The 18,772-nt window shown below is 71.4% G+C and carries 15 protein-coding genes and 2 tRNA genes; 2 read left to right on the forward strand and 15 right to left on the reverse strand.

Annotated features, from left to right (window positions below; translation table 11 throughout):
• Window positions 1–2: 2 nt before the first annotated feature.
• From BJ986_RS04245 to BJ986_RS04315, 15 genes are all read right to left on the reverse strand, one after another.
• Window positions 3–449 carry an FAS1-like dehydratase domain-containing protein gene (locus tag BJ986_RS04245; protein ID WP_179420866.1) on the reverse strand — a complete coding sequence of 149 codons (447 nt, stop codon included), beginning with the start codon at window positions 447–449 and terminating at the stop codon, window positions 3–5.
• 84 nt (window positions 450–533) lie between these two features.
• A complete protein-coding gene (rpmG, locus tag BJ986_RS04250) occupies window positions 534–704 on the reverse strand; it encodes a 50S ribosomal protein L33 (RefSeq protein ID WP_179420867.1) in 171 nt (56 codons plus the stop codon).
• Window positions 705–847: 143 nt separating this feature from the next.
• Window positions 848–921 (reverse strand) — tRNA-Met (locus BJ986_RS04255).
• A gap of 32 nt (window positions 922–953) precedes the next feature.
• Window positions 954–1,026, reverse strand: a tRNA-Thr gene (locus tag BJ986_RS04260).
• Window positions 1,027–1,187: 161 nt separating this feature from the next.
• Window positions 1,188–2,396 carry an acyl-CoA dehydrogenase family protein gene (locus tag BJ986_RS04265; RefSeq protein ID WP_179420868.1) on the reverse strand — a complete coding sequence of 403 codons (1,209 nt, stop codon included), beginning with the start codon at window positions 2,394–2,396 and terminating at the stop codon, window positions 1,188–1,190.
• Window positions 2,397–2,433: 37 nt separating this feature from the next.
• Window positions 2,434–2,883, reverse strand: coding sequence for a type II 3-dehydroquinate dehydratase (gene aroQ, locus BJ986_RS04270; protein ID WP_179420869.1), 450 nt, complete (start codon window positions 2,881–2,883; stop codon window positions 2,434–2,436).
• 198 nt (window positions 2,884–3,081) lie between these two features.
• Window positions 3,082–3,822, reverse strand: a complete 741-nt coding sequence (locus tag BJ986_RS04275; RefSeq protein ID WP_179420870.1) for an SRPBCC domain-containing protein — start codon at window positions 3,820–3,822, stop codon at window positions 3,082–3,084.
• Window positions 3,823–3,826: 4 nt separating this feature from the next.
• The gene (locus BJ986_RS04280) at window positions 3,827–4,681 is read right to left on the reverse strand and encodes an FAD binding domain-containing protein (protein WP_179420871.1); all 855 of its coding nucleotides are present in this window, start codon (window positions 4,679–4,681) and stop codon (window positions 3,827–3,829) included.
• Window positions 4,678–7,164: a xanthine dehydrogenase family protein molybdopterin-binding subunit gene (locus BJ986_RS04285; RefSeq protein ID WP_179420872.1), complete on the reverse strand. Its 2,487-nt coding sequence runs from the start codon at window positions 7,162–7,164 to the stop codon at window positions 4,678–4,680. The genes BJ986_RS04280 and BJ986_RS04285 overlap by 4 nt, the downstream gene beginning before the upstream one ends.
• Window positions 7,161–7,658: a (2Fe-2S)-binding protein gene (locus BJ986_RS04290; RefSeq protein WP_179420873.1), complete on the reverse strand. Its 498-nt coding sequence runs from the start codon at window positions 7,656–7,658 to the stop codon at window positions 7,161–7,163. Before BJ986_RS04290 ends, BJ986_RS04285 begins: the two co-directional genes overlap by 4 nt.
• A 132-nt stretch (window positions 7,659–7,790) precedes the next feature.
• Window positions 7,791–9,026 carry an XdhC family protein gene (locus BJ986_RS04295; protein ID WP_179420874.1) on the reverse strand — a complete coding sequence of 412 codons (1,236 nt, stop codon included), beginning with the start codon at window positions 9,024–9,026 and terminating at the stop codon, window positions 7,791–7,793.
• Entirely contained in the window at window positions 9,019–10,161 is a 1,143-nt protein-coding gene (locus BJ986_RS04300; protein ID WP_238338051.1) for a vWA domain-containing protein, read from the reverse strand. The genes BJ986_RS04295 and BJ986_RS04300 overlap by 8 nt, the downstream gene beginning before the upstream one ends.
• Window positions 10,158–11,048 carry an AAA family ATPase gene (locus BJ986_RS04305; RefSeq protein ID WP_179420875.1) on the reverse strand — a complete coding sequence of 297 codons (891 nt, stop codon included), beginning with the start codon at window positions 11,046–11,048 and terminating at the stop codon, window positions 10,158–10,160. Before BJ986_RS04305 ends, BJ986_RS04300 begins: the two co-directional genes overlap by 4 nt.
• 49 nt (window positions 11,049–11,097) lie before the next feature.
• Window positions 11,098–11,712, reverse strand: a complete 615-nt coding sequence (locus BJ986_RS04310; protein WP_337795447.1) for a nucleotidyltransferase family protein — start codon at window positions 11,710–11,712, stop codon at window positions 11,098–11,100.
• Between the two features lie 50 nt (window positions 11,713–11,762).
• Complete coding sequence (locus tag BJ986_RS04315; protein ID WP_179420876.1) at window positions 11,763–17,282, reverse strand: ATP-binding protein; 5,520 nt, start codon at window positions 17,280–17,282, stop codon at window positions 11,763–11,765.
• Between the two features lie 202 nt (window positions 17,283–17,484).
• Between BJ986_RS04315 and paaA the strand changes: the two genes are divergently transcribed.
• On the forward strand, window positions 17,485–18,465 hold the full coding sequence (gene paaA, locus BJ986_RS04320) for a 1,2-phenylacetyl-CoA epoxidase subunit PaaA (RefSeq protein ID WP_179420877.1): 981 nt from the start codon (window positions 17,485–17,487) through the stop codon (window positions 18,463–18,465).
• Complete coding sequence (gene paaB, locus BJ986_RS04325; RefSeq protein ID WP_179420878.1) at window positions 18,462–18,764, forward strand: 1,2-phenylacetyl-CoA epoxidase subunit PaaB; 303 nt, start codon at window positions 18,462–18,464, stop codon at window positions 18,762–18,764. Before paaA ends, paaB begins: the two co-directional genes overlap by 4 nt.
• The last annotated feature ends 8 nt before the right edge of the window (window positions 18,765–18,772 follow it).

Here is an 18,772-nt window from a genome sequence, read left to right on the forward strand (position 1 = left end):
CCTCACTCCCCTCCCCGGATGACGATGGTCGACGTCGAGGTGCACAGCGCCTCGCCGTCCTGCGTTGCGAGCTCGGTGCGGGTGGTGACCATCGCGTGGCCACCGGCCTCGCGCACCGAGTCGACCGTCAGGGTGCCGAGGACGGCGTCGCCCGCGGTGATGGGTCGGTGGTGGACGAACCGCTGCTCGCCGTGGACCACCCGGCTGAAGTCGATGCCCGCCTCGGGGTCCTCGACCAGCTGGCGGTCGCACTGCTGGGCCAGGGTCACCGCGAAGGTGGGCGGGGCGATCACGTCGCGGTAGCCGGCGGCGCGGGCAGCGTCAGGCGAGGTGTGGACCGGGTCCTTGGAGCCCACCGCGGCGGCGAAGGCGGCCAGCATCGCCGCGTCCACGGCATACGGGCCACTGGGCGGGTAGCTGCGCCCTGCGAATTCTGCGTTGACGGCCATGCGCCCCACCCTATGGGGCCGGGGTCCGGACACGACAAAGCCGCCCGGGACAGAGGTCCGGGGCGGCCGTCGACGAGCGTCAGGTCAGCGGGTCTCGCGGTGCAGCGTGTGCTTGCCGTCGCGGGGGCAGAACTTCTTCATCTCCAAGCGGTCGGGGTTGTTCCGACGGTTCTTCTTGGTGATGTAGTTGCGCTCCTTGCAATCCACGCACGCCAAGGTGATCTTGGGGCGGACATCGGTGCTCTTGCTGGCCACGGGGCAACCTGCTCTCGGAACTGACTGGTGGTCTGTCTTGGTTCAACGCTGTTCTGTCTGAAGACAGAGTGATGGTGGGCGCACCGTGAAGGCGCGACGCATCAGAATACGCGAATCCAGGGGTAATCCTGAAATCGCGGCTGTAGCGGGAGCGGGGCTCGATCCCGCGACCTCACGATTATGAGTCGTGCGCTCTAACCAGCTGAGCTACCCCGCCATGGGGTGTGCGCCTCGCGGCGCCGTTCCCAGAGCCCCCTGTCGGAATCGAACCGACGACCTTTTCCTTACCATGGAAACGCTCTGCCGACTGAGCTAAGGGGGCCTGCCCACCCGGGGCTCTCGAGAGCCGCGCGGAAGTGCGACGGTGAGACTACACGCTCCGATGCCTCCACCGAAAATCGAGGGTATGCCGCGTGGCCGGGTCCGCGCGAACGCCTTTCGACGAGCGGCTGCGAGGGGTCCTGGGGACCCGCCGCAGGCGGTCTAGCGGAAGGCCTGCTGGCCGGTCATCGCCTGCCCGACGACGAGCGTGTGCATCTCCACGGTGCCCTCGTAGGTGAGCACCGACTCCAGGTTGTTCATGTGCCGGATGACCGGGTACTCCAGGCTGATCCCGTTGGCGCCCAGGATGGTTCGCGAGGTCCGGCAGATGTCCAGGGCCTCGCGGATGTTGTTCAGCTTGCCGAGGCTGACCTGTTCGGGACGCAGGGTTCCGGCGTCCTTGCGACGGCCGAGGTGCAGGGCCAGCAGCTGGCCCTTGACGAGCTCGAGGGCCATGTCGGCGAGCTTCTGCTGGGTGAGCTGGAACCCGGCCAGCGGGCGCCCGAACTGGTGGCGCTCCATCGAGTACCGACGGGCGGTGTCGAGGCTGGACCGGGCCGCCCCGAGCGATCCCCAGACGATGCCGTAGCGCGCCTCACTGAGGCAGGCCAGGGGGCCCTTGAGGCCGCGGACCTCGGGGAAGACGGCGTCGCCCGGCAGCCGGACGCCCTCGAGGACGAGTTCGCTGGTCACGGAGGCGCGCAGCGACAGCTTGTGCTTGATCTCCGGAGCGGAGAAGCCGGGGGTGTCGGTCGGGACGACGAACCCCCTGACGACGCTGCGGTCGTCCCCACCCCGGGTCCCGGCCTCGTCAACCTGCGCCCAGACCACGGCGACGTCGGCGAGTGAGCCGTTGGTGATCCACATCTTCGAGCCGTCGAGCACCCAGTCGTCGCCGTCGCGACGGGCGCGGGTGCGCATCGACCCGGGGTCGGAGCCGTGGTCAGGCTCGGTCAGGCCGAAGCAGCCGATCGCCTCGCCGGCGGCCATCCGCGGCAGCCACTGCCGTCGGTGCTCCTCGCTGCCCCAGCGGTGGATCGCGTACATGGCCAGCGACCCCTGGACCGAGACCAGGCTCCGGACGCCGGAGTCGGTGGCCTCCAGCTCGAGGCAGGCCAGGCCGTAGTCGACGGCGCTCATCCCGGCGCAGCCGTACCCCTCGAGGTGCATCCCGAGCAGCCCGAGCGAGCCGAGCTCCTTGGTCAGGCCGCGGACGTCGTCGATCTCGCCGCGCTCGAACCAGTCGGCGACGAACGGCTCGACGCGCTTGTCGAGGAAGGCGCGCACGGTGGCGCGGATCGCCTTCTCCTCGTCGGAGAGCAGGTCGTCGATCCCTGCGAGGTCCATCGGGTCGAGCGCGGGCGCAGTCATGCCCGCAGTCTTGCAGGGTGGGTCGCTGCCGGGTGGTTCAGTGCCGGTCGTCGATGAGCTCGGAGATCCGGGCGATCGCGTAGGCGTAGCCGCTGGGGCCGCAACCGCTGATGACCCCGTCCGAGACGGCGGACAGGTAGGAGTGGTGCCGGAACTCCTCGCGCCGGTGCACGTTGCTGAGGTGCACCTCGAAGACCGGGATGCTCAGGGCCGCGAGCGCGTCCCGCAGCGCGATCGACGTGTGCGTGTAGGCGCCGGCGTTGATGACGATGCCGACCGCGCTCTTGCGGACCTCGTGGACGGCGTCGATCAGCGCGCCCTCGTGGTTGCTCTGGCGGAAGTCGACGTCCAGCCCTGCCAGGCTCGCTGCCTTGCGGCACAGCGCCTCGATATCGGCGAGGGTGTCGGATCCGTAGATCTCTGGCTCGCGCTCGCCCAGCAGGTTGAGGTTCGGTCCGTTCAGGACGACGACGGTCTGCTGGCTCATGTGGGCGCTCCTGTGCTTGCGGTGTGCCGGGTGAAGGTGCGGCGCTGCGGTGCGGCCACCTTGCCATGCGGTCGGCCACTTTCAGGGTAGGCCACCGGAGGTCGACATGACCGGACGATCCCGTCATCACCCGTTCGGCCGGAGCCGCCCCGCTGGTGGGCGCTCGCCTCAGCTCGCCTCAGCTCGCCTCAGCTCGGCTCAGCTCAGTGCCCGCCAGATCACGATCACGGCCACCACGACGACGACGCCGAGGAGCACCTGCTTCCCGTAGGTCTTCACCAGCACCGGGAGGACGGTGCCACCGAGGTCGAGCGCGTCGTCCGGCGCAGGCCTGGTGCCACCCGGGTGACGTGGCTGCGCCGGAGCCGGCTCGGGTGCCGGCTCGGGAGCCACCGTCAAAGGCGCCTCGCTCAAGTTGGGCTCTCTCGAGGGGGCCTCGCTCAAGGGGGCCTCCGTCGAGGGGGCCTCTGTCGAGAGCGCCTCGGGCGAGGGTGTCTCGCCGATCTTGCCCTCGATGCAGCTGACGAACTGCCCCAGCAGCTTGTCCGACACGTCCTGCATGACGCCCCGGCCGAACTGGGCCGGCTTGCCGGTGACGGCGAGGTTGGTCTGCACGTCGGCGCGGGTCGAGCCGTCGCCGACGTCGGTGAGCTGGATGGTCACGGTCGCGCCCGCGGTGCCGTTGCCGCGCTTGTCCTTGCCCTTGGCCTCGATCACCGCCCGGTGGGCGCCGTCGTCCTTCTCCACGAAGGCGCCCGTGCCGGAGTAGACCAACGAGATGGGACCCAGCTTCACCTTCACCGTGCCCGCGAAGCCCTCGTCGGTCACGGCCGTGACCGTGGCGCCGGGGAAGCAGCCACCCACCAGCGGGAGGTCCATGAAGGTCGCCCAGGCGCGGTCGACCGTCGCCGGCACGGTGAAGCTGTGGCTCAGCTCCACCGGCTCAGCCTCCCGCCGCGGCAAGGACTGCTCGGCGGGTCAGCACCGTCGCGAGGTGCCTGCGGTAGTCGCTGTCTCCGTTCAGGTCCGACGGTGGGTTGGTGCCGTCCGCGGCGGCCGCGCACGCGTCCCGGACCGCCTCGTCGGTGGCGGCCTTGCCCAGCAGTCCCCGCTCGACAGCCGTGGCTCGCAAGGGAGTCGAGCCCATGTTGGTCAGTCCGATCCGGGCCTCGGCGATGGTTCCGCCCTCGACCCGCACCGTCGCCGCGACGGCCACGATCGACCACTGGTGCGACACGCGCACGAACTTCTCGTACCGGTGGCCCCACCCCGTGTGCTTGGGGATCCGGATGGCGGTGAGCAGCTCGCCCTCTCCCACGGCAGTCTCGAACAGGTCCTGGAAGAAGTCGCCGGCGGCCACGGTGCGCTCACCACCGCTGCCGGTGATGACGAACTCGGTGTCGAGCGCGAGCGCTGGAGCGCCGACGTCACCGGCCGGGTCGGCGTGGACGAGGGCGCCCCCGACGGTCCCCCGGTGGCGGATCTGCGGGTCGGCCACCTCGGCGATGGCGTCGGTGAGCAGCCCCGCGTGCTGACGCACGAGGTCGCTCGCCAGCACATCGGCATACGTGGTCATGGCACCGATGACGAGGTGGTCTCCGTCCTCCCTGACCCCCTGGAGCTCGGTGATCCGGCCGAGGTCGATGACCTTCTCCGGGGCGTTGAGGCGCATCCGCAGGATGGGCAGCAGGCTCTGGCCCCCGGCCAGCACCTTGGCGTCGTCGCCGGCCTCGGCGAGGGCGGCCAGGGCCTCCGCCACCGAGGTGGGTGCGACGTAGTCGAACGATGCGGGGATCACTGGTCTGCTCCGTTCGTCGCGGTGCCGGTACTCGAGGTGTCCTGGTTGAGGGAGCCGGCCTCGAAGTGCGGCTGGACCTCGTCCGTGGTGCCGCGGCCCTGACCGGCGCCGGCCGACTGGATGGCCTTCCAGACCCGTTCGGGTGTGCAGGGCATCTGGATGTCGGTGATGCCCAAGGGGCGCAGGGCGTCCACGACGGCGTTGACGACGGCGGGGGTGGAGGCGATCGCGCCGGCCTCGCCGACTCCCTTGGTCCCGAGGGTGTTGGTCGTCGACGGTGACGTCGTGTTCTCGGTGACGAACGAGATCGTGTCGGCCGTGGTCGGCAGCGTGTAGTCGACGAACGAGCCCGACACCAACGTGCCCTGGTCGTCGAAGACCGCCTCCTCCCACAACGCCTGTGCGATGCCCTGGACGATGCCGCCATGCACCTGGCCCTCGACGATGAGGGGGTTGATGATCTGGCCGATGTCGTCGACGCAGACGTACTTGCGCAACGTCACCTGGCCGGTCTCGGTGTCGACCTCGGCCGCGCACAGGTGCGTGCCGTGGGGGAAGGAGAAGGCGTCCGGGTCGAAGGTGGCGTCGGCGTCGATACCGGGTTCGAAGCCGGCCGGGAGGTTGTGCGACGTGAACTGCGCGGTCGCCACCTCGGTGATGCCGATGCCGTTGTCCGTGCCGCGGACGGTGAACCGACCTCGGGAGAACTCCAGGTCGTCGACGCTCGCCTCCAGCAGGTGGGCGGCGACGATCTTGGCCTTCTCGACGACCTTGTCGGCGGCACGCACGACGGCTTCGCCTCCGACCACCAGCGACCGCGAGCCGTAGGTGTCGAGCCCGCGGGGTGCGATCTGGGTGTCGCCGTGCAGGACCTCGATGTCCTCGAAGGGCACCCCGAGCCGGTCGGCCGCGATCTGGCTCCACGCCGTCTCGTGGCCCTGGCCGTGCGGTGAGGTGCCGGTGATGACCTCGACCTTGCCCGTCGGCAGCATCCGGATGGAGGCGTGCTCCCATCCGCCGGCGCCGTAGTTGAGCGCGCCGAGGATCCGCGATGGCGCGAGACCGCACATCTCGGTGAACGTGGAGACGCCGATCCCGAGCTGGACGGGGTCCTTGCGCTCCCGCCGTTCCCGCTGCTCGCGCCGCAGCCCCTCGTAGTCGAACAGCTCCACCGCGCGGGCGGTCGCGGCCTCGTAGTTGCCCGAGTCGTAGGTCATCCCGGCCACCGAGGTGAACGGGAACTCCTCGTGCTTGATCCAGTTCTGCTCGCGGATCTGCAACGGGTCGACGCCCACCTCCGCCGCCAGCTCGTCCATCAGCCGCTCGACGGCATACGTCGCCTCGGGGCGTCCGGCTCCGCGGTAGGCGTCCACCCAGGTGGTGTTGGTGAGGACGGTCTGCACCGTGAACCGGTAGGCGCGGAACTTGTAGATGGCGTTGAACATCCACGCGCCGAGCACGGGGACACCGCCGCCGACGAGCCCGACGTACGCGCCCAGGTTGGCGACGAGGTCGACCTTCAGCGCGGTGACCGTGCCGTCCTTGGTCGCCGCGAGGGTCAGCTGCTGGTACTGGTCGCGACCGTGGTGGCCGGACACGAGCGACTCCGAGCGGGTCTCGGTGTACTTGACGGGTTTGCCGACGTGCCGGGCGGCGGCCAGCGTCGCGAACTCCTCCGCCGTCGTCTGCAGCTTGCCGCCGAAGCCGCCGCCCACGTCGGGTGCGATGACCCTCACCTTGGACTCCGGTATGCCGGTCGTGGCCGCGATGAGGAACCGCAGGATGTGCGGGACCTGGGTGGAGGTCCAGACCGTGATCTGTTCCCCGGTGGGGTCGACCACCGTCGAGCGAGGCTCCATGAAGGCAGGGATCAGGCGCTGCTGGCGGAACTCCCGCTCGATGACGATGCCGTCGGCGCGGGCCTTGGCGATCTCCTCGTCGACGTCGGTCCCGCTGCCCTGCTCCGCGGAGTCCAGCCGCCAGAGCGCCGACTTGTTGGTGCCGAGGTCCGGGTGGGCGAGCACGGCGTCCTCGACCGCGTCCTTGGCGTCCAGGACGGCCGGCAGCTCGTCGTAGTCGACGTCCACCAGCTCGGCGGCGTCGCGGGCCTGGGCGGCGGAACGAGCCACCACCACTGCCACGATCTCACCGGCGCACGCGACGTGGTCGAGCACGATCGGCAGGTGCGCCGGGGCTTTCTGGTCGGTCGTGATCGGCCAGGCGTTGGCCACGGCCCCCATGCCGTCCTTCACGTCCGCCCCGGTGAGGACGGCGATCACGCCGGGGGCCTGTCGCGCTGCCGCGGTGTCGATGCCGGTGACCATGGCGTGGGCGTGCGGGCTGCGGACCATCGCGGCGTGCAACATGCCCGGCAGGACGATGTTGTCGGTCCATCGGGTGCGACCGGTGATGAGGCGCTGGTCCTCCTTGCGGAGGCGCCGGTTGCCGACCTCGGCGGTGGGACGGGTCTCGACGGCGGTCATGACTGCGCTCCGTCCGCGGCGGCGACGGAGGCGGAGGAGGTGCCCGCTGCCTGCTGAACTGCTTTGACGATGTTGTGGTACCCGGTGCAGCGACACAGGTTGCCCTCGAGCCCCACCCGGATCTCCTGCTCGGTGGGATGCGGGTTCTCGGTGAGTACGTCGATGGCCTGCATGATCATCCCCGGCGTGCAGTAGCCGCACTGCAGCGCGTGGCACTCGTGGAAGGCCCGCTGCATCGGGTGCAGCTCGCCGTCGACCGCCAGCCCCTCGATCGTGGTGACGTCGTGGCCGTCGGCCTGCACCGCCAGCACGTTGCACGACTTCACGCTGCGCCCGTCGAGGTGCACGGTGCACGCGCCGCAGTTGCTCGTGTCGCACCCGACAACCGTCCCGGTCTTGCCCAGCTGCTCTCGCAGGTAGTGGACGAGGAGCGTTCTCGGCTCCACCTCGTCCGAGTAGTCGACTCCGTCGACCGTGACGCTGATGCGGGTCATTCGATCACCTCTCTGTGACGACAACACCTTGACGACTACACCTGTGCGGGCTGCTTCCTTCGTTGAGGACCCTGGCCGAGCGGGCCAGGCACTGCTTCGGATACTTCTCGCTGTGACCAGTGGTGGCAACTGTCATTCCGGGTGGTTTCCAGTGGCCTCCTCCGGTCCTGTGGAAGCCCCCACCAGCCCGGTGGCGTGGTGGTGGATCGGCCCATCGCGGTGACCCAGCCGGTCCCCCCGGCCTCCCCACTGCAGGGCGATGATCTCGGCGGCGATGCTCACAGCGGTCTCCTCGGGGGTCCGCGCCCCGAGGTCGAGCCCGACCGGGCTGGAGAGGTGGGCCAGCTCGTCCTCGCTGAGGCCCGCCTCGCGCAGCCGCGCCATGCGGTCGTCGTGGGTGCGCCGCGAACCCATGGCACCGACGTACGCCACTTCGGGCAGGCGCAGGGCGAGCTCGAGGACCGGCACGTCGAACTTGGGGTCATGGGTGAGCACGCAGATCACGGTGCGGGCGTCGATCCGGCCCGCATCCCGCTCCGCGGCGAGGTAGCGGTGCGGCCAGTCGACGACGACCTCGTCGGCCGAGGGGAACCGCGAAGCCGTCGCGAAGACGGGGCGGGCGTCGCAGACCGTCACGCGATATCCCAGGAAGTGCCCCTGGTGGGCGACGGCCGCGGCGAAGTCGATGGCCCCGAAGACGAGCATGCGCGGCCGGGGCGCGAACGCAGAGACGAAGACGCGCATCCCCTCGCCGCGGCGCTCTCCGTCCGGGCCGTAGGTGAGGGTCTCGGTGCGACCCGACGCCAGCAGGCCCCGCGCGTCGTCCGTCACAGCGTCGTCGGCCCGCGAGGATCCCAGCGAGCCCGTCGTCGCCTCGGTCGTCCCGATCGCCTCGGTTGCCCCGGGTGCCGCCGACCCCGGTGAGCCCGCCTCGGGTCGGACGACCAGCCGGCGCCCGAGCCAGGCCGGGTCGGGGTGCTCGATGACGGTCGCCAGCGCCACCGGGCGACCGGCCTCGATGTCCTGCGCCACCTCCCCCAGCTCAGGGAAGGTCGTGCGGCTGACCGGCTCGACGAAGACGTCGAGGATGCCACCGCAGGTCAGCCCGACGGCATACGCGTCGTCGTCGCTGACGCCGTAGCGCTGCAGCACGGCCACACCGTCGGCGACCACCCCCTGGGCCAGCTCGTAGACCGCCCCCTCGACGCACCCGCCGCTGACTGACCCGACGGCCTCGCCACCGGGCCCCACCAGCATGGCGGCGCCGGCTGGTCGCGGCGCGGAGCGCCAGGTGGCGACGACGGTGCCGACACCGACCGTGGCCCCCGCGCGCCACCAGCGGAGCAGCTCGGGCAGCACCTCACGCACGGGCAACCACCTCGAGGAGCTCCTCGAAGGCCGCCATCGAGTGACCTGCGACGAAGTCGTCGACGTGCGGCAGCACCGCCACGATCCCCTGCTGGACGGGTTCGTACCCCGGCTTGCCGCGATGGGGGTTGACCCACACCACGCGGTGGGCCAGGGCGCGCAGGCGGCGCATCTGCTCGCCCAGTGCGGCGGGCTCGCTGCGCTCCCAGCCGTCGCTGAACAGCACGACCACGGCCCCCCGCGCCATCCCGCGTCGACCCCACCGGTCGAGGAAGGCCCCGATCCCCTCCGCCAGCCTGGTGCCCCCCGACCAGTCGGGCACGCAGGCACCGCACGCGACGATCGCGCGCTCCGGATCGCGCTGCCGCAGCGGACGGGTGACGTGGGTCAGCCGGGTGCCGAGGGTGAACACCTCGACCGGCAGGTCGCTGGCGGCGTAGGTGTGGGCGAGGCGCAGCAGTGCGTCGGCGTAGGCGCTCATCGAGCCGGACACGTCGACGAGCAGGACCAGCCGCCGAGGTCGAGTTCCCTTGTGCCGCCAAGCGATCGGGCCTGGCTCTCCCATCCGTCGCAGCTGTTCCCGCAGCGTGCGGCGGGCATCCACCCCACCGCGCCGCGACGGGGTGTGCCGGTGGGCGGGTCGGCGCGGCGCCCGAGGCCGCAGGGTCGCGAAGAGGGCCGCCAGCCGAGCGCGGTCGGCACCGCTGAGCGAGGCCACGTCACGGTGGCGCAGGACCTCGACCGCACTCGCCGACGCCCGCACCACGTCCTGCGGCGACTCGGGGTCCGCCCCGCTGCCGCGGCCCGCGTCGAGGGGCGCGTGGGCGACGGCGTGGCTCTCGTCGCGACGCCTCCGGGAGGTGGCGCGCTCGAGGCCGAACCACGCGGCATACACCTGGTCGTAGCGCTCGAGATCCGCCGGCGAGGCGCACAGGGTGGCGCGTCCCGCCCAGTAGGCCGCGGACTGGTCCCCCACCCCGACGACCGCCACCGCGTCGAGGTAGGTGCGCTCGCGGTCCGCCGTGACGTTGACGCCGGCGGCACGCACCGCACGCGCGAAGCCCAGCAGGATCTCGTCCGCCGCGTGCACGGGCGGGGCAGGCGTCGCGCCGGCCGTCATCGCGCCGGTGGTCATCGCGCCAGGATCCGGTCGAGGGCCGCACGCACGCGCTCGGCGTCCTCGCGGTACTTCACGGCGACCCCCAGGCTCGCCGAGGCGGCATCGAGGTCGAGCTCGGAGGCGCCGAGCTCCCGCAGCGCGCGGACCCAGTCGAGGGTCTCCGCGATGCCGGGCGGCTTGATCAGGTCCTGCTCGTCGCGAAGGCGGTGGACGGTCGAAACCACCTGTGCGGCAAGGGACTCGGAGACTTCGGGGGCGCGGGTCCTGACGATCTGGAGCTCCCGCTGGAGGCTCGGGTGGTCGATCCAGTGGTAGAGGCACCGACGCTTGAGCGCGTCGTGGAGCTCTCGGGTGCGGTTGGAGGTGAGGACGACGATGGGCGGGGTCGCGGCGGCCACCGTCCCGAGCTCGGGAATGGTCACCTGCCAGGTCGAGAGCACCTCGAGCAGGAACGCCTCGAACTCGTCGTCGGCGCGGTCGATCTCGTCCACCAGCAGCACCACCGGCGACTCACGCAGCGCCCGCAGCACCGGCCGTGCCAGGAGGAACCGCTGGTCGAACAGCTGCTCCTCGACCGCCGCGACGTCGTGCTCGCCCGCCGCCACGGCCTCGACGGCCCGCAGGTGCAGGATCTGCCGGGGGAAGTCCCAGTCGTACAGCGCCTGGGTCGCATCGATGCCCTCGTAGCACTGCAACCGGATCAGCGGCAGGTCGAGCGCGGTGGCGATGCTCTCCGCGAGCGCGGTCTTGCCGGTGCCGGGTTCGCCCTCGAGCAGCAGCGGGCGCTGGAGCCGCAGGGCGAGCCAGGCAACCGTGGCGAGGGCGTCGTCGGCGAGGTATCCGGTGTCGGCAAGCCCCTGCGTCAGCTCCCCCGCGGACTCAAAGGCCTCGCGTGGCTCCATGTCCCCAGCATCACTCATGGCGACGGGTAATTGAAGGGGCACCCCAACCTCACAGGTCGTCCGGGGTGTCCACGTCACGTCCGGAGGCCTGGTGACCGACCTCGACGACCAGGTGGGCTCGGATGGCGAGGTAGTCACGAGCGCCGCGGTCACCGGTGGCGGTCTCGGCGATCGCCTCCCAGTGGTCCCGACCGATCACCACGGGATGCCCGGGCAGCCCCCGGTATGCCGCCCGGGCCAGGGCGTCGGTCGTGTCACCGGCGGCCGCCAGCACCGTGGCGACCACCTCGGCCCCGACATCCGGGAGGTCCACGAGCAGCACGCACGCCACGTCGGCGTCCGTGTCCCGGAGCGTCTCGAGACCGCGGCGCAGCGAGGCGCTCTGTCCTGTCGCCCAGTCGCGCGCCTCCACCACGAGCTCCGCGCCTGCCGCGGCCGCCAGTGCCGCCGCACGGTCGGCCTGCGCGCCCACCACGACGACGACCGGCGCGCAGCCCCCATCGCGCAGCACCCGGACCCCGCGCTCGACGAAGGAACCACCAGCCGGGTCGTCCACCAGCGCCTTGGCCAGGCCCATCCGGCTCCCGCCGCCGGCGGCGAGCAGCAGCCCGGCGGCCGGCTTGGCCAGAGGCTCGGTCAGGGGCTTGGCTCGAGGCGTGCCCAGCGGCTCGGTGGCGGGCTCGGCCGCGGGGTCGCGGGCAGGGCGTGCGGGGCTCAGCGTCGCAGCCCCGCCTCGAGGGCGGCGATGATGCGGGGCCGCAGCTCGTGCGGGTCGATGACGGCGTCGACCGATCCCACGCTGACCGCCCGGTGGATGTTGTGCACGCCGTCGAACTCCGACGCGACCTCGCCGAGCTTCTCGCTGCGCACCGCGGTGCGCAGCTCGGCGAGCTCGGTGGCCAGTCGTGCGCGCTCCGCACCGGAGGCGTCGCGCAGCCGTGACTCGAGCTCCCTGACCCGTGCATCCGCAGCCGTGCGCGCGTCGACGTCACGGGAGAACACGACAGCGGCGGCCGGAGCCCCGCCGAGGACGGACGCGAACGACCCCTCGACTGCCAGCACCGTCATGCTCGGGTTCAGCGCCTTGGAGAACACGACGAACGCGCCACCGTGGTAGCGGCTGACGACGCAGAACACGATCGGGCCCTTGAAGTTGACGATCGCCCGGCCGATCTCGGCGCCGTACTCGAGCTGGAGGCTGCGCATCGACTCCGGTGAGCCGTCGAACCCCGACAGGTTGGCGAGCACCACCACCGGACGGTTGCCGCTCGCGGCGTTGATGGCGCGCGCGGCCTTCTTCGACGACCGGGGGAAGAGCGTGCCGGCCGTGTAGGTGTCGGGTCCGTCGGTGGGCGGGAAGCCTCGTCGCGCCACGGTCTTGGACTCGATGCCGAGGAGGCAGACGGGGATGCCGCCGAGGTGCGCGTCCTGCACCACCGCGGTCTCGGCGTCGGCCATGCCGGCCCAGCGCTCCAGGGTCGCGTGGTCCTGGTCAGCCACCGCGGCCATCAGGATGCGGATGTCGAACGCCTTCTTGCGGTCCGGGTTCGTGGTCGGCGAGAAGATGTCGCCCACCGTCGTGAAGCCCGAGTCCGGCATGACGTGCGGGTAGGTCGTGACGTCCCGGGCGATGTCGTCGGTGGACTTCGCGCGGCGTGGACCGGGTTCGCCGGGGTGCACGTAGGTGTGCTCGTAGTGGGCCATCAGCACCCCGTACGCGTCGGCGAGGTCGCGCGCCCAGTACTGCGCCTGACCGTTCGGCCCCATCACCCGGTCGTAGCCGCCGATGCCGTAGTTGTCCTCGGCCGACACCCCGCCGGAGAAGTCGAGCGACTGCTTGCCGGTCAGCACCATGGCACTGTCCGGCGTCATCACCAGGATGCCCTTGGTGTGCATGAGCATGGTGGCTTCGGCGTTCCAGTAGGGCTGCGCGCCGACGTTGATCCCGGCGACGACGATGTTGATCTCGCCGCCGTCCTGGGTGAACTCGACGATCCGCTTCAGCGCCTTCGCGACCCAGTCCATGTTCTCGGTGCCCGAGTCCATCGAGATCCGCGCGCCGGCGGAGAGGGCGAACCACTCGACCGGGACGCGCATCCGCTCCGCGAGGTCGAGTGCCGCGATGACGCGGGCGCACTCGGCCTCGGACACGGCGCCGAGGGCCTTCAGCGGGTCGCCGCACAGCAGCACGCGCGTCATGCCCTCCGGATAGCGCTCGGTGGGAGTCGTGATGACACCGGCGATGATCCCCGCCTTGTTGAGGCCGTAGGGCCGGTCCACCGGCACGAGCACACCCGAGTCGTCCAGGTCGTACTCGGTGGCGGTGCCACCGGGGCCGGCGATCATGGCCTGCAGCTCGTAGGGGTAGACGACCCCGCGCCGGCGGGCGCGGACGACCTTCTGTGCGTAGTCGTCCAGCGGCTTCAGGCGGGTGGTGGGCGGCTCCTCGACGGAGGTCACGACGCCCGATCCGGGCTGGTAGTGGAACCGTGCCGCCAGCGGGGCGCTCGCGCCGTCGGGCGTCGCGATCCGGCCCTGCACCAGGACCTCCTCGATGCCCGCACCGGCAGTCAGCGGGGCGATCCTGGCCTGGAGGGCGGTGAGCTGGTTGAGGTCGGCCTCGATGGGCGGCCAGATGTGGACCCACACGTGGTTCATGTCGAGGCGGGCGCCGTCGGCTCCCCGGGCCGACCGCGCGCGGCGGATCGCCTCCAGGCAGTTGGCGATGGCGCGCTCGGCATGGGGCAGCGCGGTCACGCGCCCCTGCTCGTCGCGCACCACGACCAGCTGTCGGACCTGGGCGAGCGCGACCAGCCGCTGGTCCGCCTCGTTGCCGGGCGCGGTGCACAGGTAGAGCAGGACGTCGTCCGGGGCATCGAGACGGGTCACGTCGAAGTCCCGCAACCGCCACAGGTTGAGCCGGCGCCCGACCATCGGGTGGACCCCGCGGACGAGGCGGTCCTCGACCATCGAGCCGTCGCCCTCGGGTCGGAAGGTGAAGTACGCCACCGGTCGTCCGGCACCGGGGCACACGGCGACGGCCACCCGGCGCACCCGCTGCGCGAACGGCATACCGGCAAGGAGGCGACCCAGGTGCTCGGAGGCGTCCTCGGGCGACTCCGGCTCGTCGGGCCAGGACAGGTAGAGGTCGACCACCCCGTCGGCCCCGGCCGCGGCCTGGTCCAGCTGCGCCGCCACGGCGGCCCCGAGCTCGCCCTCGGGGGTCAGCTCGTCGACCCGGCCGACGCTGGTGACCAGCCGCGTGGGGCGGCCGTCGAGCGTGTAGTCGGCGATCGCGAAAGGCCTTGTCCCGACGGAGATCTCGCGCAGCCCGGTGAGGTCGTGGTCGCGGTAGTGGCGCTTGATGAGGACGGCCAGCATCGGCTCGCGCTGCGGCACCCCACGCTCCAGCCGCTCGGCGAGGAACTGCACGATCTGCTCCGGGATGGCGGCGAGGGCGTCGATCCGGCGCGCGCGCTCCTCGCTCTCCGGCATCGCCTCCAGGGCGGTCAGCTCGTCGCTGACCCCGCCCAGGATGCTGGCCCGGTCGGCGTCGACCAGGGGCTGGTCGAACCAGCGGAACCGCACGCTGCGGGCCAGGTCACCGACCACGGGGAAGCGCAGCTGGGTTGCCACGATGAGCCGGTCGAGGACCTCGCGCGCGGCGCTGTCGAGTGGCGGTTCGGGGCAGGGCTCGGCCATCCAGCTCTGCAGCAGCGACGTCGCGAGGGCGACGTCGGGGGCAGATCGCTGCTGGGAGAGGAAGACCCGGAAGACCGCCTGTTCCAGCTCGGGGGTGCGCTCGAGGCTGTCGATGCCGTAGTGCCGCAGCACGTTGGAGAGCTTGGCGCGGAACTGCTCGGGGAGCGCCCCGCGGTCGGGGTCGAGGCTCTGCAGGTAGGTGTGGAAGTGCTCGCGCGGGCTGTGCACCCGGTGTTCGACGTGGGCCTCCTCGCCGGCCGGCCGGTTGCGGCTCAGCTCGGCGAGGTCGGCGAAGACCTCCAGCAGGCCGACCTCGGCGGACACCTGCGAGACACCCGTGGCGGTGAGCTCGTCCCGCGCGGCGAGGTAGGTCGCCAGCGTGCTGCCCTCGTCGCGCTGGTCGAGGTCGTATCCCAGGAGCATCGCCGCGAGCGCGGAACGAGCCTGCTCAGCCACGGCCGCGGGGCCGTCCCCGGTCGTCGGGTCCTCGGGCAGGTCGAGGTCGACAGCCTCGTCGCCCGTCCCTGCGTCAGCCGCCTCGTCGCCGTCGCCCACCGGTTCCAGCCGCACCAGCGGGGTGCCGGTCTCGACCTGGCTGCCCGCCCACACGAGGAGCTCCTTGACCCGCCCCGCGAACGGCGCGGGCAGGACCGTCTCCATCTTCATCGACTCGAGCACGAGCACCGGAGCGCCCGCCGCGACCTGCGCGCCGACGGCGACGGGCGTGGCGACCACGAGCGCCGGCGCCGGCGAACGCAGGACGCCCCCTTCGTCGCGGCTGACGCGGTGGGTGACCCCGTCGACCTCCACGAGCTGCACGGGACCGTGGGTGGCCGTGATGAGGCGGTGGGTGCGCCCCGAGATCGTCAGGCGGCTGGTGTACTCGTCGAGGCGGTCGAGGTCGGCGTCGACGGTCTTCTCGGTGGCACCCGCGGCCAGGGCCACGCGGAACTTGTGCGGCCCGATGCGCCACACCGTGACCTTGTATGCCGTGCCGCGCAGCTTGAGGTCGATCGCACGGCCGGTCCGGTGCTGCACCTGGGGTCGCCCGCCCCGCGAGGTCTCGAGCAGCCGGATGCGTTCGACCTCCTCCTCGTCCTCGTATCCCTCGATGCCCGCGGCGACGAGGGCCACGCCGGAGTGGCGGTGGGACACGAGCCGACCCTCGGCGCGCACCCGGTCGATCCACCCGGTGTCGGCGCTGCCGTCGATGACCTCCGGCTGGTCGAGCAGGTCCAGGATGAAGCTCTTGTTGGTCGAGCCCCCCTCGATGACGACCGTGGTCTCGCCCATCGCGCGACGCAACCGGGCCAGCGCCTCGTCGCGGTCGCGTCCGACGGCGATGATCTTGGCGATCATCGAGTCGAAGTCGGCGGGGATCGAGTCCCCTTCTCCCACCCCGGTGTCCACCCGGATCCCCGGGCCCGAGGGCAGGTTGAGCAGGGCGATCCGTCCGGGCGACGGGGCGAAGTCGCGGTCGGGGTCCTCGGCGTTCAGCCGCGCCTCCACCGCATGGCCCTCCTCGCGCGGGCGCTCCCCCTCGAGCCGACCGCCGGCGGCCACGTGGATCTGCAGCTTCACCAGGTCGGTGTCGGTGGTGACCTCGGTGATGGGGTGCTCGACCTGCAGGCGGGTGTTGACCTCGAGGAAGGCGAAGAACTTCTCGCCCGGGTGGTAGAGGAACTCGACGGTGCCGGCCCCGGCATACCCCACCGCGACGGCGAGCCGCTCGGCGCTGGCCTTGACCTCGGCCACCTGCTCGGGGGCGAGGACGGGGGAGGCCGACTCCTCGATGACCTTCTGGTTGCGGCGCTGGATCGAGCAGTCGCGGACGCCGATGGCCCAGGCCGTGCCCTGGCCGTCGGCGATGACCTGCACCTCGACGTGGCGGGCGCCGGTGACGAGGCGCTCGAGGAAGACGACCCCGGAGCCGAAGGCACGCTGGGCCTCGTCACGGGTGCGTTCGTAGGCGTCGGTGAGATCCGCGTCGGAGGCCACCATCCGGATCCCGCGCCCGCCGCCGCCCGCGGTCGCCTTGAGCATGAGCGGGTAGCCGATCCGGGCTGCGGCGGCCTTGGCGTCCTCGAGGGTGTCGACCCCGCCGCCGCTCCACGGGGCCACCGGGACGCCGACCTCCTCGGCGATGATCTTGGAACCGATCTTGTCGCCGAGCTTGCGCATCGCCTCCGGGCTCGGGCCGATGAAGGTGACGCCGATCCGGGCGCAGACCTCGGCGAAGCCCGGGTCCTCGGCGACGAACCCCCAGCCGACCCAGGCGGCATCGGCACCCGTCTCGCGCAGCGCCTTCTCGAGGACGGCGTAGTCGAGGTAGGGGCGGTTGGCCGCCGGGCCGAGGTTGTAGGCGTGGTCGGCCTCGCGGACGAACATGGCCCGCTTCTCGCCTTCGGTGTGCAGCGCGATCGTCTCGATCCGGTGACCGTCGGGCCCGGCCTGCGCGTTGAGGTCGCGCACCGCGTGGATGAGCCGCATGGCGGCCTCGCCGCGGTTGACGATGGCGATGCGCGAGAACATCGGTTGGGCCTCCCGGCGACGTCGGACAGCGGAACGCTGCCGAGCCTGCCACCGATCACGGGTGACTCGCGAGTAATGCGGCCCCGGAGTCGCGCGGGCGTCGCCCAGCCACGCGGCATACGGTGGTTGCGCAAGCCGGACGGCACCTGCGACACTATTACAGACCGTTCGGTCAGTTATTCACCTCACTGCGGAGGGTCGCATGACGGACACCACCACTGCCCCGGCCGGGACGGGCGGCGAGGCCGACCTGCTCGCCGGGTTCGAGGCGACCATCAGCCACAACGACCGCATCGAGCCGCGCGACTGGATGCCCGAGGGCTACCGCAAGACGCTCATCCGCCAGGTCGCCCAGCACGCGCACTCCGAGATCATCGGCATGCAGCCCGAGGGGAACTGGATCGGCCGGGCCCCCTCCTTGCGCCGCAAGGCGATCCTGCTCGCCAAGGTCCAGGACGAGGCCGGCCACGGGCTCTACCTCTACTCCGCCTGCGAGACGCTCGGCGTGAGTCGTGGCCAGCTCACCGAGATGCTCATCGAGGGACGGCAGAAGTACTCCTCGATCTTCAACTACCCGACGCTGTCGTACGCCGACGTGGGGACGATCGGCTGGCTCGTCGACGGCGCGGCCATCTGCAACCAGGTGCCGCTGTGCCGGACCTCGTTCGGGCCCTACGGCCGCGCGATGATCCGCATCTGCAAGGAGGAGTCCTTCCACCAGCGGCAGGGGTTCGAGCTGCTCATGACCATGATGCGCGGCACCGACGAGCAGCGGGCGATGGTCCAGGAGTCCGTCAACCGGTTCTGGTGGCCGGCGCTGATGATGTTCGGGCCGCCGGACGACGAGTCGCCCAACTCGGCCCAGTCCATGGCGTGGGGCATCAAGCGCAACACGAACGACGACCTGCGCCAGCGCTTCGTCGACATGTCCGTGCCGCAGGCGAAGGTGCTCGGCGTGACCTTCCCCGACCCCGAGCTGCGCTGGAACGAGGAACGTCAGGCCCACGACTTCGGCCAGCCCGACTGGGACGAGTTCATGCAGGTCGTCAAGGGCAACGGCCCGTGCAACACCCAGCGCATCGCGCACCGCCGCGCCGCCCACGAGGACGGCGCCTGGGTCCGTGAGGCCGCGACCGCGTATGCCGCGCAGCAGACTTCGGTGCGCGAGGAGGGTCTGGCATGAGCGCCGACGAGCGAGTGCGCGCGGAGTGGCCGCTGTACGAGGTCTTCGTGCGCGGCAAGCGCGGGCTCAACCACGTCCACGTCGGGTCGCTGCACGCCGCCGATGACGAGATGGCCCTGCGGCACGCGCGCGACGTCTACACCCGTCGCAACGAGGGCGTGAGCATCTGGGTCGTGCAGTCCAAGGACATCGCCGCCTCGAGCCCGGACGAGAAGGACCCGATGTTCGCTCCGAGTGGCGACAAGGTCTACCGGCACCCGACGTTCTACGAGATCCCCGACTCCGTCCCCCACATGTGAGCTGCTGA

The sequence above is a fragment of the Pedococcus badiiscoriae genome (assembly GCF_013408925.1).
Lineage (GTDB): Bacteria > Actinomycetota > Actinomycetes > Actinomycetales > Dermatophilaceae > Pedococcus > Pedococcus badiiscoriae.

Coding starts and splice junctions, on each gene's coding strand:
- BJ986_RS04245 (WP_179420866.1), bottom strand. CDS start 449: ATGGCCGTCAACGCAGAATTCGCAGGGCGCAGCTACCCGCCCAGTGGC.
- BJ986_RS04265 (WP_179420868.1), bottom strand. CDS start 2,396: ATGACTGCGCCCGCGCTCGACCCGATGGACCTCGCAGGGATCGACGAC.
- aroQ (WP_179420869.1), bottom strand. CDS start 2,883: ATGAGCCAGCAGACCGTCGTCGTCCTGAACGGACCGAACCTCAACCTG.
- BJ986_RS04285 (WP_179420872.1), bottom strand. CDS start 7,164: ATGACCGCCGTCGAGACCCGTCCCACCGCCGAGGTCGGCAACCGGCGC.
- BJ986_RS04290 (WP_179420873.1), bottom strand. CDS start 7,658: ATGACCCGCATCAGCGTCACGGTCGACGGAGTCGACTACTCGGACGAG.
- BJ986_RS04300 (WP_238338051.1), bottom strand. CDS start 10,161: ATGACCACCGGCGCGATGACGGCCGGCGCGACGCCTGCCCCGCCCGTG.
- BJ986_RS04305 (WP_179420875.1), bottom strand. CDS start 11,048: ATGGAGCCACGCGAGGCCTTTGAGTCCGCGGGGGAGCTGACGCAGGGG.
- BJ986_RS04315 (WP_179420876.1), bottom strand. CDS start 17,282: ATGTTCTCGCGCATCGCCATCGTCAACCGCGGCGAGGCCGCCATGCGG.
- paaA (WP_179420877.1), top strand. CDS start 17,485: ATGACGGACACCACCACTGCCCCGGCCGGGACGGGCGGCGAGGCCGAC.
- paaB (WP_179420878.1), top strand. CDS start 18,462: ATGAGCGCCGACGAGCGAGTGCGCGCGGAGTGGCCGCTGTACGAGGTC.